The organism is Achromobacter sp. D10 (genome assembly GCF_035282245.1).
Taxonomy (GTDB): Bacteria; Pseudomonadota; Gammaproteobacteria; order Burkholderiales; family Burkholderiaceae_B; genus Achromobacter; species Achromobacter insolitus.
Map to the genome: position 1 here is coordinate 1,238,481 of NZ_JAYJLE010000001.1, position 14,531 is coordinate 1,253,011.

General features: G+C 65.4%; 11 protein-coding genes. 5 read left to right on the forward strand and 6 right to left on the reverse strand.

Translation table 11 applies throughout. The features are described 5' to 3' along the window. Nucleotide 1 precedes the first annotated feature (1 nt). Nucleotides 2-2,872, reverse strand: coding sequence for a WG repeat-containing protein (locus VCS63_RS05935; protein WP_323878858.1), 2,871 nt, complete (start codon nt 2,870-2,872; stop codon nt 2-4). Then, complete coding sequence (locus VCS63_RS05940) at nt 2,869-5,958, reverse strand: WG repeat-containing protein (RefSeq protein ID WP_323878862.1); 3,090 nt, start codon at nt 5,956-5,958, stop codon at nt 2,869-2,871. The genes VCS63_RS05935 and VCS63_RS05940 overlap by 4 nt, the downstream gene beginning before the upstream one ends. A gap of 321 nt (nt 5,959-6,279) precedes the next feature. On the opposite strand from VCS63_RS05940, the gene VCS63_RS05945 reads away from it, so the two are divergent. Beyond that, nucleotides 6,280-7,521, forward strand: coding sequence for an MFS transporter (locus VCS63_RS05945; RefSeq protein WP_042795409.1), 1,242 nt, complete (start codon nt 6,280-6,282; stop codon nt 7,519-7,521). Nucleotides 7,522-7,558: 37 nt separating this feature from the next. Here VCS63_RS05945 and VCS63_RS05950 read toward each other — a convergent pair whose 3' ends face one another. After that, nucleotides 7,559-7,939, reverse strand: coding sequence for a cupin domain-containing protein (locus VCS63_RS05950; protein WP_063639410.1), 381 nt, complete (start codon nt 7,937-7,939; stop codon nt 7,559-7,561). Nucleotides 7,940-8,022: 83 nt separating this feature from the next. Between VCS63_RS05950 and VCS63_RS05955 the strand changes: the two genes are divergently transcribed. From VCS63_RS05955 to VCS63_RS05970, 4 genes are all read left to right on the forward strand, one after another. Then, complete coding sequence (locus VCS63_RS05955; protein WP_042795408.1) at nt 8,023-8,247, forward strand: Arm DNA-binding domain-containing protein; 225 nt, start codon at nt 8,023-8,025, stop codon at nt 8,245-8,247. A gap of 11 nt (nt 8,248-8,258) precedes the next feature. Then, nucleotides 8,259-8,807, forward strand: a complete 549-nt coding sequence (locus tag VCS63_RS05960) for an ureidoglycolate lyase (protein ID WP_042795407.1) — start codon at nt 8,259-8,261, stop codon at nt 8,805-8,807. Between the two features lie 204 nt (nt 8,808-9,011). Continuing rightward, nucleotides 9,012-10,535 (forward strand): DUF1254 domain-containing protein, encoded by a 1,524-nt coding sequence (locus tag VCS63_RS05965; RefSeq protein ID WP_323878864.1) that lies wholly within the window; start codon nt 9,012-9,014, stop codon nt 10,533-10,535. A gap of 9 nt (nt 10,536-10,544) precedes the next feature. Next, nucleotides 10,545-11,474, forward strand: coding sequence for a LysR family transcriptional regulator (locus tag VCS63_RS05970; RefSeq protein WP_323878866.1), 930 nt, complete (start codon nt 10,545-10,547; stop codon nt 11,472-11,474). Between the two features lie 26 nt (nt 11,475-11,500). Here the strand turns inward: VCS63_RS05970 and VCS63_RS05975 are convergent, their stop codons facing one another. Genes VCS63_RS05975 through VCS63_RS05985 form a run of 3 tightly spaced genes read right to left on the reverse strand, consistent with a single transcriptional unit; the run spans nt 11,501 to nt 14,506 of the window. Beyond that, nucleotides 11,501-12,319, reverse strand: coding sequence for an SDR family oxidoreductase (locus VCS63_RS05975; RefSeq protein ID WP_323878868.1), 819 nt, complete (start codon nt 12,317-12,319; stop codon nt 11,501-11,503). Between the two features lie 22 nt (nt 12,320-12,341). Next, entirely contained in the window at nt 12,342-13,541 is a 1,200-nt protein-coding gene (locus VCS63_RS05980) for an ABC transporter substrate-binding protein (protein ID WP_042795405.1), read from the reverse strand. Between the two features lie 29 nt (nt 13,542-13,570). Further along, entirely contained in the window at nt 13,571-14,506 is a 936-nt protein-coding gene (locus VCS63_RS05985) for a 3-keto-5-aminohexanoate cleavage protein (protein ID WP_323878870.1), read from the reverse strand. Nucleotides 14,507-14,531 lie beyond the last annotated feature (25 nt).

Genomic DNA, 14,531 nt, shown 5'->3' on the forward strand with positions numbered 1-14,531 from the left:
CTCAGCGGGCGCAGCGGCTGGGCAGGCTCAATGGCCACAGCCGCTGGTTGTGCGAACCGTACAGCGTGCGCACGCCGCATTCCATTTCCACGCGCGCGACCTGCCTGCCGGTCGGGTCGATGATCATCGACGCGTCCAACGTGGACACGACGGCGCGGCCATTCTGGAATGGGGCGACCACCCGGTAATCGGCGGCAATCGCCATCTTGCCTTGGGCGTCCACGTAGCCATAACCGCTGTCCACGCCGACCGGAGCCAGGCCTTCGCGCAGCGGACCGAGCGAGTCGAACGCGGGGCCAGTCAAAGCGCCCTTGTCGTCCACGGCGCGCATGCCCCGGTTGGACACGCGCGCCACGGCGCGTCCTTCCGAAAATCCCGATGCATGGCCTTCGACAGAGAGGCGCTTCTTGCCGTCCAGGCCGGTGTAGTCGGTCATCTCCCGGTTGCCTGAGTAATAGTGCCGCAGCAGCATATCGGAGCCCTGCGGCCAGCGCCATTCGCCGGCGGGCAGGGCGGTCACGATCTTGCCCTGGTCGTCGATCAGGCGCGGGCCGTCCTCGCCCGTGAGCAGGGCGCGGGCGGGTGCGCCACGGAAGGTGCCGGCGACGGCGGAAAAAGGCTTGATCCGCCATTGCCCTTGGTCGTCCAGGTAGCCGGTGCGGGGCGCGCGGCGCAGTACCGTCCAGTCGCCCATGCGCACGTAGTCCGCGTCTTCCATGTCCACCGCGTCGGAACCGTCGGGCGTAATGACCCAGCGGCGCTGGTCGTCGCTTGCCGCGATCGAGCCGTCGCTATCCACGCCGACCGAGAGCTTGGGCCGGAAGGCGGTCAGCGCGCGGCCCTGCGCATTGAAGACGGCGGCGGGGCGCTCATACTCGTTTTGCTGGGGTCCGGCCTGGCGCAGCTTCCAGACCTGGGCGGTAATGCGTTCGGCGCTGTGGTGGCTGGGAGGCACGATCCACTTGCCTTGCAGGTCTATGATCCCGACGCGGTCCTGGCCCAGCGAAGCGACAGCCTGTCCGTCCTGGAAGATGCCGATGTCCTGGAACGCGGGCGCGGCGATTTCCTTGCCGGCAACGAAGTCGTACAGGCCCCAAGGCGAGCCTTCCGCCGCGGTCTTGAGGAAACGGACGACGCCGGGAGCGACGATCTGTGCCTCAAAGAAGTCGCGGGGCAGGTCGTAGGTCTTTCCGCTGCGGTCCAGCATGCGGCTCGCGCCGCCGGCGTAAGCCTGCGCATAGCCATGACGGAACGGCCCGATATGTTGCTGCACGGGCAGGTCCATGGGCTTGCCCATGGCATCCAGCAGCAGCAGGCCGTCAGCGGTCTGCGCGGCATAGCGCAGCTGTTCAGCCTTAAGTCCGGCCGCCTCCGCCTCGGCCTGCAAGCCATAATCTTCGTCGGATCCGTCCAGCGGGATGATGTTGCTCCAGCCCGGGTCGGACGCGATGCCGCCGTCGGCCAGCAGCAGGCCCGCGCCGCCTTCGGCGCACTGACAGTGATCCTGGGCAAGCAGGCCCAGCGCACTGCCGGGCAAGTCCAGCGGTAGTTCCTTGAGCGAGCGGCTCTTGGCGGCCTCGACCGTTTCTGGCTTGAGCAAGGCGCGGCCCTCGTCATCCAGCACGTTGAGCAGTTCGCCTTCCTGCTTGAACAGCCACAGCTTGCCCTGGCTGACCACCATTCTGCCGATGTCCTTGACCCAGGCGGGAGCGGTTTCGCCATGCAGCCAATTGCCCATGGGCGTCAGCAGGCCCACGGGGACGCGTTCCTCGTTCGAGAACAGCACATAGCCATTCTGGTTCTCCGCCACGAACAGGCCCGCGCCCAGCGTCAGCGGTTCCGAGCGGCCTGGAATCAGCGCCATCTGCTTGCCGCCCGAGGGGTAGACGATGGCATCGCCGTAACGCTGCGATTCCTGCGCTTCGGCGGACTTGAGCGTAATGACGGGCTTGCCGCCGCTATCCAGCACCACATAGGAATTGCGGCTGAGCTCGGCGCTCCAGAATGCCTTGGTCACGGGCATCAGGCTGCGGTAGCCCTGGTCCGCGCCCACGGGCTTGCCTTCGTGGTCCAGCAGCAGCGCATGGGTTTCGCTGTAGGCGACGGCCATCGAGCCGTCTTCACCCGGCACCGAGATATCCTGGTAGTCGGGTTGCACCACCCACTTCCAGTCACGGTCCGTCAGCCCATACCGTCCTTCCCCGTTCATAGCGATGTACAGGCCATTGCCATAGGACTTGACGATGCTGACGCCCGCGTCGCTGTAGCGGCGTTCGCCGGTGCTGGATCGATACTCCGGCTTGTACTCGACCGTTGCCAGCGCCGGCACGCCGGCGCCCAAGTGCAAAGACCGCACGCTTTCGTCCAGCGGTTCGCCCACAGGTTGACCCTTGCGGTCGATCAGTTGGTAACGGCCGTCCTGCGTGACGACGGCCAGGCCGATCTCGGCGTAGTCCTGCACGGCGTCATAGCGCGGTGGCACCGCCATCCGGCCTTTGGTGTCGATAAACCCCCATTTGCCCTGCCATTTCACGGCGGCCAGACCGTGCCGGAAATCGCCCACCGCTTCGAAGATGGGCGAAATCGCCAACCGGCCGTTCTGGTCCAGGAAGCCCCAGGCATGGCGGCGCAGCGATTGATCGGGTGGCACGCGGTTGATGTTCACCAGGGCGGATGGCAGCAGCACCGCGGCGCGCTGGTCCGCAAGCGTACGGATGCAGCCATTGGCGTAGGGACTGATATCGTCGTCGGCCGCTACGCTATAGGGCTTTTCATCGATGCAGTATGAGTATTGCGCATGCGCCGACAGGGACGCGCCCAGCGCGGCCAGGGCGCAGGCAAGGCGGGTGGTGCGTATCGCGCGTGACTTCATGGTTGTTTCGCTTTGGCGTTGTCGGGGGCGAGTTCGAACTTGTCGGCCACGGGGCAATCCATCTTCTGTTGCGGCCAAGTGATCCTGCCCTGGTCGTCCAGGATCGTCACCGTGTCGCAGACTTCGGTGAACGTGGCGATGGGCACGCCTTTGGTGTCGATGTACTGCGTGTTCCGGCTCTGGTAGTTGCTGCGCACCAGCGCCCGTTCCTCGCTGAAGTTGCCGGCCCACGTAAAGACGGGCGGGATTGCGTAGCGTCCCGTCAGGTCGATGTAGCCATAGAACTTGCCGGAATACTGCAGGCGGCGGGCCACGGCGAGGCCATTGTTCAGCGGGCCCAGCGAGTCGAAATGCGGACCCACGATGCGTTTGCCGCTGGCATTGATGAAGCCTTGCCTGCCGTTGCCCGAGCCGCCGCGGTAGGGCGCCACACCCTCGTTCGCGCTGTGGTCCTCCACGCTGTAGGTGCCGTCGATGCGGGTGATCTCACGGCCCTGCAGGTCCGTCATGATGCTTACGGAGTTCTCCGAGTCGTGGAACACGATGCGTTGCATGGATGCCAGCGGCGAACCGTCACCCAGCTTGGAGAGCACCGTCTTGCCTTCCTGGTCGATCAGTCGGTAATTGGATCCGGTATACGCGCGCGCCAGCCCCTCGGGCTGCGCGAAGAAGGGATTGAATTCGCCATAGATGGCGGGGACCTTCATGTTGCCGCGAGCGTCGATGGCACCCTTGCGGTCTTCGTGCTCGATATAGAGCCACTGCTGGTATAGCTCATGGCGCTTGGCCCGTCCGTCGGAAACCCGCGCGGCGCCGCCATTGGCGTCGAACACGACGGTTCCGCCGCCCGTCAGCTCACCCAGGTAGCGTCCGTCCTCCAGGCGCTGCGGCTTGCCGGTGAGACGCTCGCTGGGTTTTCCCGTCCGCAGGTTCACCAGGCGGTAGCGAGTGTCGAACGAACTGCGGTTGCGCGTTCCGGGCTCGTTGTCCTCGACCAGCATGAGGCCGCTGCCCAGGTACTCCAGCTTGTAGGAACTTTCCTGCGTGGCGGGCACTATCCATTTGCCCTCGCGATTCATCACGCCCCAGCGGTCCTGGTGCTGGACCTTGGCCCAGTCGTCCTCGAACTTCTCCATGCTTTCATAAGCCGGCTTGACCGCGGGCGCGCCCTTGGCGATGTTCCAGATGCCCCAGCGGCTCTGGCGGTTTTCGTCCGGCGCGCGGTATTGGACCAGATCGCCGTCGAAATGCATGGCGCCGTCCAGCACCTCGGCGGGGACTGCGACGGCCTTGCCGTGGGCGTCGATCACCAGGCCGTTGTCATTGCGGCTGCGCGCTGCGCCCGCCAGCGCGTAGGCGCCGCGGAACGGGCGGATGACGCTGTAGCGGGGGATAACCGACCAGTTGCCGTCGGCATCGATCGCGCCGTACTTCCCGCTGGAGGCGCGTACCGGCAGCGGCATGGACGCGTCATGGCTGGAAATGTCCTCCCAGTCCGGATTGGTCACGATCTTGCCCTTGGACGTCAGGATGCCCAGAGGCTGTTTGTAGTCCAGGGGGCGCAGCACGGCCAGCGGCAAGCTGTCCGCCGTGGCGCGGCCACGGGCGGTCTCGCTGGCGGAAATGGCTCTGATGTCGTAATCCTGCAATCGCGCGATGGTGTCGGCATCCAGCAGCGGCTTGCCTTCGCGCGTGTAGATCTGCAGCAGGCCGCCGCCCGCGTCGGGGGCAGCATCCGCGCTGGTCGCGTCCGCCGCGGCCTCCGCAGCGGCCGCCACAGCCTCGGAAGCCGCGTCCATCGCCGCAGGCGTGGCCACATCGACAGCCACGGCGGCAACGGCAGCATCCGCCGCCTCCGCGTCCGGCATGGCGCTCGTCGCGTCGGCCGAGGCCTCCACTGCCTCTCCGGGGCCATCGTCATCGGATGCGGCGGCCGTGCCGGTCGCCGCCGCATCGGCGGCCACGGCTGCTGCATCGGCGGCACCGACCGCCATTTCGCCAGCACGCGGCGGCAGCGATGCCGTCACCCATGCCTGACCGTTGCTCAGCTGCACGCGGCCATTGCGCGCGTCTATCTTGCGGAACTTGCGTGCGGGGTCGATCAGCAGCACGGCATCGTCGTCGATCATGACGCCCCAGCCGTCGCGTTCGTCCAGTCCGATGTAATTGCCCTTGAATGCATGCTGGACGCCGAGCTTGCCGTTCAGCAATAGTGCCTTGCCCGCGCCCTTCTGTTTGACCAGCCACAGCCCGGGGCCGGCCAACTGCACATGCTCGTAGCGTTTCTCGTGGATGGCCTTGCCTTGCGTGTCGACGAACTGCCAACCGTCGTCCCGGCTCACCGCCAGCACGTTGCCATCGCGCAGCGCGGGCTCGCGGGCGCGCAGCACGTCCGGCATGACGGCCCAGCGCGCCTGTTCGTCCAGCAGGCCCCACCAGCCGCCGTAGCGCGAATCGCGTAGCTGCGCGGGCAGATAGCCGCCGCTGGGCGCGGCCAGCGCCATCACGCCGGCGGGCAGCGCTGCGGCCTTGCCGGTCGCGGTGTTGAACAGGCGCGGCGGCATGGGCATTTCCATCGACGCCAGCTTCTGCCCTCGCTCGAAGCCCCATGAGCGCGTGCCCAGCTCGAAGGTCTTGATGACCTTGCCGGTGCGATCGATCAACACGTCGTGACCCTGTTCCTCGGCCAAAGCAGTGCCTTCGGCGTTGAACCCCGTAGCCTCCGAAAAGCGTGGCTTGATGGCCCATCGGCCTTGCTTGTCGATGTAGCCCCAGAGTCCGTCCTGGCTGACTGCGGCCAGGCCATTCTGGAAGGACTTGGCCTCTTGGAACGCGGGCGCGATGGCCATGCGGCCCTGCTTGTCGAGATAGCCCCAGCGTCCGGAGTCATCGTTGGCCGATCCCGTCAATACGGCGGCCAGGCCGTCGTGGAAGGCCAGCTGGCACTCCAGGTCGGCGCCGTGGTATTCGTTGTAGCCGGGGGCGCACCGGTTCATCCAGCTGGCCAGCGCTACGCTGGGCAGGGCAGGCAAAGTGGCCAGTGCCACGGCCAGCGCCAGGGGTTTAAGGGCGAGCGGGGTCTTCATCGCGTAGCGGCGCGGGTTGTAACCGCGCAAACGTAAAGGCCGGGCTGGGCGTGCCACATGGTCGTATGCCTGCCAAGAAAGATGCGAAGGCAGCACTGTAACCAGCGTCCGCAGGCAATGACGTGGTAAATGTAACTGTAGAAAACAAAGCGTTAACAGGCTGCCGATGCTGCCTGGTCAGGCTGGCTTCCACCCGCGCTGACATTCCCGCAAGGCATGCAGCGGACAAAAAATAATCGGTTGATGCGCGGGCGCGGCCGCCCTGTAATGGACGCCGGTGCCTGCCTGCATGGAGGCTACGTTCCACTTACGAGGTTCGTCATGCCTGTCCCGCGCAAGTCTTCCCTGGATGCTTCTCAGCTGTGGCTGCTGGTCCTGGCCGGCGGTGTGATCATGGGCCTGGCGCTGGGCGTGCGCCACGTGCAGGGGCTGTTTCTCTTGCCCGTGACAATGGACAGGGGCTGGAGCCGGGAGACCTTCGCCATGGCGTTGGCCGTGCAGAACCTGACATGGGGAGTGGTCCAGCCCTTCACCGGCATGATTGCCGACCGCTACGGCTCCGCCAAGGTGATCGCGGGCGGATTGGTTTTCTATGCCCTGGGCGTGGCGGGCATGGCGTATGCCGCGACGCCAGCGGCATTCCTGTGGACGGCAGGCGTATGCATCGGCATCGCGTTGTCAGGCACCGCCTTTGCGGCGATCTACGGCGCCCTCAGCCGGCTGGTGGCGCCCGAACGCCGCAGCTGGGCGCTGGGCGTGGCGGGCGCGGTGGGCGGATTGGGGCAGTTCACCATGGTGCCGGCAGCTCAATGGCTGATCGGCGGTTGGGGCTGGGTTGCGGCCCTGCTGTCGTTCGCGCTCTTGCTGATCATGTTGCTGCCTCTGGCGTTGCCCCTGAGGGAGTCCGACCGTCGGGAGCAGGGCGCGTCCCCAGGCGAGGCGGGACTCTCCATGCCGCAGGCCATACGCGAAGCTTTCGCCCAGCCCGGCTTCTGGCTATTGAACCTGGGTTTCCTGGCCTGCGGCTTCCAGCTGGCCTTCATCGGCACGCACTTGCCGGCATACCTGATGGACAAGGGCTTGCGCGCGTCCGATGCCGTGGCGGCGCTGGCCATCATCGCGTTGACCAACGTCATGGGCACCTATGTCTGCGGCGTCCTGGGCGGCCGCCATCGCCGTAAGTACCTGCTGGCCGGCATCTATCTACTGCGCACGGCCGCCATTGCGCTGTTTGTGCTGTTGCCGCTGTCGTCCTGGACCGTATATCTGTTTGCGGCAGTCATGGGTTTCGTCTGGCTGGGCACCGTGCCGCTGACCAATGGCCTGATCTCCCAGGTATTCGGCGTGCGCTACATCACGACCCTGTTCGGCTTCGTATTTTTTGGGCACCAGCTAGGTTCCTTCCTGGGCGTCTGGCTGGGCGGCGTGGTGTTCGAGGCCACGGGGTCCTATGACCTGATCTGGCTGGGCGCGATGGCGCTGGGAGTGCTGTCGGCGGCGCTGCATTGGCCCATAGACGACCGCGAAATCCGGCGCGTCGGCGCCGCCAGTGCGGCAGGCTAGCAGAACCTCGCCGCGGCACAGGGCGGCCAGTCAAGAATCAAAGCGGCCGGTGCTGCGTGCCTGCGCCCATGGTGATGTGCAGCATGCGGCAGGGGCCGGCCACCTTGAGCGTATGCCAGATGCCCTTGGGGATCACGTAGGCGTCGCCTGCCTGCATCGGTACGGCCTGCTCGCCCGTCGGCCATTCCAGCCGCAGTTCCGCCGTGCCTGCGATCAGGCGCACGATCTCGTCGGCCTGCGGATGCATTTCCCATTGGGGCCAGTCCGTCTCGAAGGCGTATTCGGACACCAGCCAGCCGCGGCCGAATCGCTCCAGTTCCTCTTCAGGTTGCGACCAGAAGGCGTTGCCGCCTTCGACGGCGGTACAGGCGCCGGAGGCGTCCAGCAGGAGATAGTGCGACGACAGATTGGTAGTCATGTTGCGCTTCCTGGAGTGAGGGGGATCGGGTCAGTGTAAAGCGATATCATGTGCATCTTCATCGGCTATAACAGGAGAAGGCGATGCGCCAGGGATTCGATGGGGTCAGGCCCGCGTCCGAGTCTTCCATCGAGATCGGCTTCTTCTATGAAGGCCGGCATTGCGTCGAACGCATCCGGGCCAAGCCTACCGCCGCCAACCTCAAGCGCGCCGCCGACAGGCGCGCCGCCATACTCGAGGCCATTGCGCGCGGTGAGTTCGACTACGGCGCCGAGTTTCCCAAGCGCGGCGGCGCGACCAAGCCATAACAGGGTTCCGCATGACGAGCGACAAGCAACTGGACATCAACGATCTGACCCCGGACGCCTTCAGGGCCTACGGCTGGATGCTGGGTAAGCCCATGCCGGACGGCAACGGCGTGCCGCTGTTCTCCAACCAGGACACCGACTTCTGGCAGGAACACCTGTTCAACACCGGCGCCGGCGGCGATGCCGAGTTGCTGTGGGTCAACTACCGCAGTCAGTCCTTCGAGATCTCCAGCCTGGAAAAGCACTTGCTGACGCAGCAAGCCATCGTGCCATTGACGGGCGAGATCATCCAGATCGTGGCGCGCAGCGCCGCCGACGGCAGCCCCGACCTGGCGACGCTGGCGGCATTCCGCGTGCCCCAGGGGCAGGGTGTCTGCATGCGTCCGGGCTGCTGGCACGCCACGCGCGTCACGGACGATGAAGTCACCTGCCTGATGCTGACCCGCCGGTCCACGACCGTGGACCTGATCCAGCATCTGACCACGGACGCCAACGCCAGCGAAAGCGCCATTGCTGCCATTCCCGTCCAGCGCCTCGAAGGCCAGGTAGAGGCCGCCTGAATCCGGGGCGCCGCCCACCGCGTGGCCGCGTGCATATGCGGCCGCGGCCTTGCGCAGGCATGGGCTGGCGCGGCTTCTGCGCTGGCTCGCCATTTCTTCTACATCGCCGGGAAATATGCCAGAATTCCCCGGAATTTACGCTTTGAACGCGGCGCCGCGGCACGGGCGTCGCCAACCTCACGTCGTGTTGTGTTGGAGCACCGGATGCGCGATTGCCAAAGTAGCACTGGATTTTCTTCCAACTCCCGCGTCGGCGGCCCCACGATGATGGTGGCGCGTCTGGCCATCGCGGCCGCGCTGGCGGGCGGATTGGCAGGATGCGCTCTCAACTCCCAAGACGCGAGCGGCTCGCAATCGGTCGGCATCGATGGCGTCACGGCACAGCAGGCGCGTGGCATCGCCCGCGAAGCATATCTTTACGGCACCCCCATGGTCGCAAGCTACCAGACCATGCATGCCTTCAGCATCGACAAGAACAACCCCCAGTACAAGGGCCCGTTCAATACGGTCAACAATGTCGCGCGCGTATTCACGCCCGAAGACACCGCTTTCGTCGCTCCCAACGCCGACACACCTTACTCGTTCGCTGTCCTGGACCTGCGCGCCGAACCCGTGGTCATTACCGTGCCCGCCATGGAACCGCGCCGCTATTTCGTGCTGCAGCTGATGGACCTGTACACCTACAACTTTGCCTACATCGGCAGCCGCAGCACAGGCAACGGCGGCGGCAGGTTCCTGGTTGCCGGCCCGCGCTGGAAGGGCAAGACGCCGGCCGGCATCACCAAAGTGATCAGGTCGGAAACCGACCTGGTCAATCTGGTCGGACGCACTCAGCTCTTTAACGCCGCCGATCTGCCCAACGTCAAGCGCATCCAGTCGCGCTACAAGATCCAGACCTTGTCTGCCTTCCGCAAACAGCGCGCGCCCCAGCCGGCGCCTGCCGTGGACTGGATCGAGCCCGAACCGCCCGCGCAGATGCGCAGCTCTCTCGAGTTCTACAACCAGCTGGCTTTCCTGCTGCAGTTCGCGCCTGCCCATCCCTCGGAACAGTCGCTGCGCGAACGTTTTGCCAGCATCGGCCTCGAACCGGGCCGGCAGTACGACTTCGGCAACATGAATCCTGCACTGCGCCGGGCCTTGCAGGAAGGCATGCACGACGGCCAGAACGACATCGACAAAAATCGCGAGGCGCTCAACGGCAAGACCGACGGGCTGTTCGGCGACCGCGCCACCCTCAAGAACAACATCCTCGCGCGCGCCACGGGAACCCAGGTCGGCATCGGCGGCAACAGCCGCGAGGAAGCGCTCTATCCCGTGCTGGAAAACGACAGCACGGGCCAGCCGCTGGACGGCCGCAATAAATACACGCTGCGCTTTGCGCCGCGCAGCCTGCCGCCCGTCCATGCGTTCTGGTCCATGACCATGTATCGGCTGCCTGAGCAGCTACTTGTCTCCAACCCCCTGAAGCGCTACCTGATCAACTCGTCCATGCTGCCGTCCTTGAAGCGTGACCGCGACGGGGGTATCACCCTCTACATCCAGTCGGAGTCGCCGGGCAAGGGCAAGGAGTCCAACTGGTTGCCCGCGCCGGCCGGGCCGTTCATGGTTACGCTGCGGTACTACTGGCCCAAGCCGGCGTTGCTGGACGGCAAATGGGTGTCTCCGCAGATCGAGCGGGTCAGGCAGGCGCCGCCGGCACGGCCTGCACCTTTTCCGGCCCCGGGTTGACACTCACGCATGAAGCGCAATTTCAACATTCACGACCTGCGCATTTTCTACGCGGTGGTCATGACCGGATCGACCCGGCAGGCCGCGCAGTCCATGCATCTGACACAGCCGGCGGTCAGCCACGCGATTTCCCGCCTGGAAAGCGCCACCGGCGTACAGCTGTTTGACCGGTCCCACAAAACCCTGCGTCCCACCGAGGCGGGGGAGTACCTCTACAGCGAGGCCAAGTTCGTGCTGGACGAGCTGGTGCGCATCGACGAGGCCCTGCACAGCATCGAACAATTTGGCGGACGCGGCCTGCGGATCGCCTCGTCGCCAGCCCTGGCGCTGGGTTACGCGCCGGACGCCGTGCGGCGCTATCTGGATGCCAACGGCACCCGGCCGTTTTCCATCGACATCGAATCGTCCGTGCAGGCCATCAGCGCGGTAGAGACCATGCGCGCCGATTTCGGCCTGGGCGCGGTGGAACGCGATAGTGCTCGATTGGCCTTCACGCCATTCTTGCGGGCCGACGTCATGGCCATCGTGCATCGCGAGCATCCTCTGGCCGAACGCGAAACCATCGCAGTGGGCGAGATTCCCGCCGAGACCTACGTCAAGCCGCTATGGTCGGACTATGTGGTCGCCCAAGGAGATATCGCGGACTCCCTGCTGCTCAGTTCGGGCATGCGGGCGCATATGTCGCTCTTGCCCGGCACGGTCCGGGCGGTACGGGGCATCAGCCTGGTCAATGCCCTGTCGGCATGGGACATCGTGGCGGCCTATCCCGACTTGCTCGCCCGGCCGCTGGCATCGCGGCAGTGGTTTGATTTCTTCCTGATCACCCGTAAGGAAGCCCGCAACCAGGACCTGGCCGAGCGGCTGCTCGATGCCCTGCGCGCCACGACGCAGGATCGCCGCCACGGCGTCTATGCGGACACGATCCAGTTGCTGGGCTAGCTTTTCATGGGAAAAGCCCCAGGGCGTCAGTCCGCGGGCGGTTGCCAGGGCAGCGATTGCAGGTCGCCGTCTATGCTGATCGCTTGCCCGCTGATCATTGCGCCAAACGGACTGGTCAGGAACAGCGCCATATTGGCGATGTCCGCCGCCCGAACGAATTGCCGCAGGCTGACCCCGGACAGCTCCAGCCGGGTTTCTTCCTCCACCGTCAGTCCCATGTTCTTGGCGCGCGCCTCGATCACACGGTCGATCCGTGGGCCCGCCACCAAGCCGGGCAACAGTGCATTGACGCGGATGCCATAGCCGCCCAGCTCGACCGCAAGCGACCGGGTCAGGCCTACCACGCCCCACTTGGTGGCGGCGTAGGGCGTGCGCATCGGCACGCCCATGCGGCCTGCCACGGAGCTGATATTGAGGATGCTGCCGCCGCCGGAGGTGCGCAGCGCAGGCAGCGCATGCCGCACCGTGTGGAATTGCGACGCCAGGTTGATGTCCAGCGTTGCATCCAGTTCTTGCGGCTTGATGTCCGCTATGCCCGCGGTCGGGCCGGCGATGCCCGCGTTGTTGACCAGTACGTCCAGGCCGCCCAGCTGCGCCAGCGCTTCCTGCATGTAGCGGTCGATCTCGTCGCGCCGGCTGACGTCGGCGCGCGACCAGGGGTGGGGGCAGGATGCCAGGGCTTGTTCGTCCACGTCGCAGACGTGCACGCGGGCGCCGCGATCGGCAAATGCGGCGGCAATCGCCGCGCCGATGCCGGCTGCGCCTGCGGTCACGATGACGCGCTTGCCCGACAGGTCCACGGGCAATGCGGAGATGTCCGCCGGGACCGCGTTCTTCATAGTCATGCCAGATCCTTGTTGTCGTCGCTCAGGGTTTCATCAAACGGCAGGTCGATTCCGCCGGCGAGGTATAGACCTGGTCTCCCGGCACCCGGGCCACCAGCTTGTAATAGTCCCACGGCGCTTTCGACTCCGCCGGTGTTTTCACCTGCATCAGGAACATGTCGTGCACCATCAGGCCGTCGGCGCGGATCTTGCCGTCCTTGACGAAGAAGTCATTCACCGGGTTCGCCTTCAGCCATTTCATGATGGTGTCGCCGTCGGTGCTCTTGGTGGCTTCCACGGCCTTCAGGTAGGTCGTGGCGGCGGAATAGTCGCCGGCCTGCAGCATCGACGGCTTTTTCTTCATGGTGGACTCGAACCGCGATGCCCACTTGCGCGAGGCGTCGTCCTGGTCCCAGTACCAGGCCGTGGTCAGGTACATATTCTGCGCAGCCTGCAGGCCCAGCGCATGCACGTCCGTGATCAGCACCAGCAGGCCGGCGATTTTCATCTTCGGCGTAAGGCCGAATTCATTGGCGGCCTTGACGGCGTTGCTGGTGTCGCTGGCCGAATTTGCCAGTCCCAGCACCGAGGCGCCCGAGGCTTGCGCCTGCAGGATGAAGGACGAGAAGTCGGCCGCGTTCAGCGGATGCCTGACACGTCCCTTGGTGGTGCCGCCATCGGCCTGCACCACCGCCGCCGCATCGCGTTCGAGAGCGTGCCCGAAGGCATGGTCCACCGTCAGGAAATACCAATCCTTGTTGCCCTCTTTCATCATTGCGCGCGCCGTGCCGCGCGCCAGCGAAACCGTGTCATAGACGTAGTGCACGGTGTAGGGCGTGCACTGGGAATTCGTCAGCTCGGAAGCACCCGCGCTCACCACGAAGAACGGCGTCTTCTTTTCCTCGGCTACTTTCGCCATCGCCAGCGCCGCCGCGGAATTCGCCCCTGCGATCAGCATATTGACGCCCTTCTGGTCCAGCCATTCGCGGGCCCGGGACGATGCGATGTCGGCACGGTTCTGGTGATCCGCCACCAGCACCTCAACCTTCTTGCCGGCCACCACGCCGCCCAGGTCCGCCACTGCCATCTTGATTGCCTCGGCGCCGCCCGGGCCGTCGGCGTCCGCCGACAGGCCGGACATGTCGGTTATGAAACCAATGCGGATCACGCCGTCGTCGGCCGCGGCCGCGCCCGTCATCCCCAACAACGCGGCTGCCGCCGTTGCGCACAGTGTCTTTTTCATATCTGGTCTCCCCACTTATAGGATCAGGTTCAGAACGCGACGTTGTCGCGGCCTTTCAGTTGCAGCGTTTCACGCGCCTCGTCCGGCGTGGCGATGGATAGCGACAGATCTTCCAGGATGCGGCGAATCCGACGCACCTGGTCCGCGTTCGAGCGTGCCAGTTCCCCCGGCCCGTCCCACAACGAATCCTCCAGCCCCACGCGCACGTTGCCGCCCATGGTCGCCGCCATCGTCGCCAGCGGCGTCTGCTTGCGTCCGGCGGCCAGCACGGACCAGATGTAGTCTTCGCCGAACAGGCGGTCTGCAGTCCGCTTCATCATCATCACATCTTCGGGATGCGTGCCGATGCCGCCGCGGATGCCGAACACGGACTGGATCAGGAATGGCGGCTTGAGCAGCTTGCGGTCGACGAAGTGCGCTGCGGTATACAGGTGCCCGATGTCGTAGCACTCGATCTCGAAGCGCGTGCCGTTGTCGCCACACGAGGTCAGGATGCGCTCGATGTCCTTGAAGGTGTTCTTGAAGATCAGGTCGTTGCTGCCTTCGAGGTAGGGTTGTTCCCAGGCATGCTTGAATTCCTTGAAGCGCTCCAGCAGCTCATACATGCCGAAGTTCATCGAACCCATGTTCAGCGATGCGACCTCGGGCTTGAACTGCAGCGCAGGCGCTATGCGATCGGCCAGGGGCAGCACAGGCGAGCCGCCCGTAGTGATGTTGATCACCACGTCCGACGCATGCTTGATGCGCGGTAGAAACTGCGCATACAACGCGGGATCCTGGGTGGGCTGCCCGGTATCGGGTTTGCGCGCATGCAGGTGCACGATGGCCGCGCCCGCCTGGGCGGCATCCAGCGCGGATTGCGCGATCTCGTCGGGGGTGACGGGAAGATGGGGCGACATCGATGGCGTATGGACCGATCCGGTGATCGCGCAGGTGATGATGACCTTGTTCCTGGACTTTTTCATGGGCCTCGGGCTGCGTGTTTGCGCA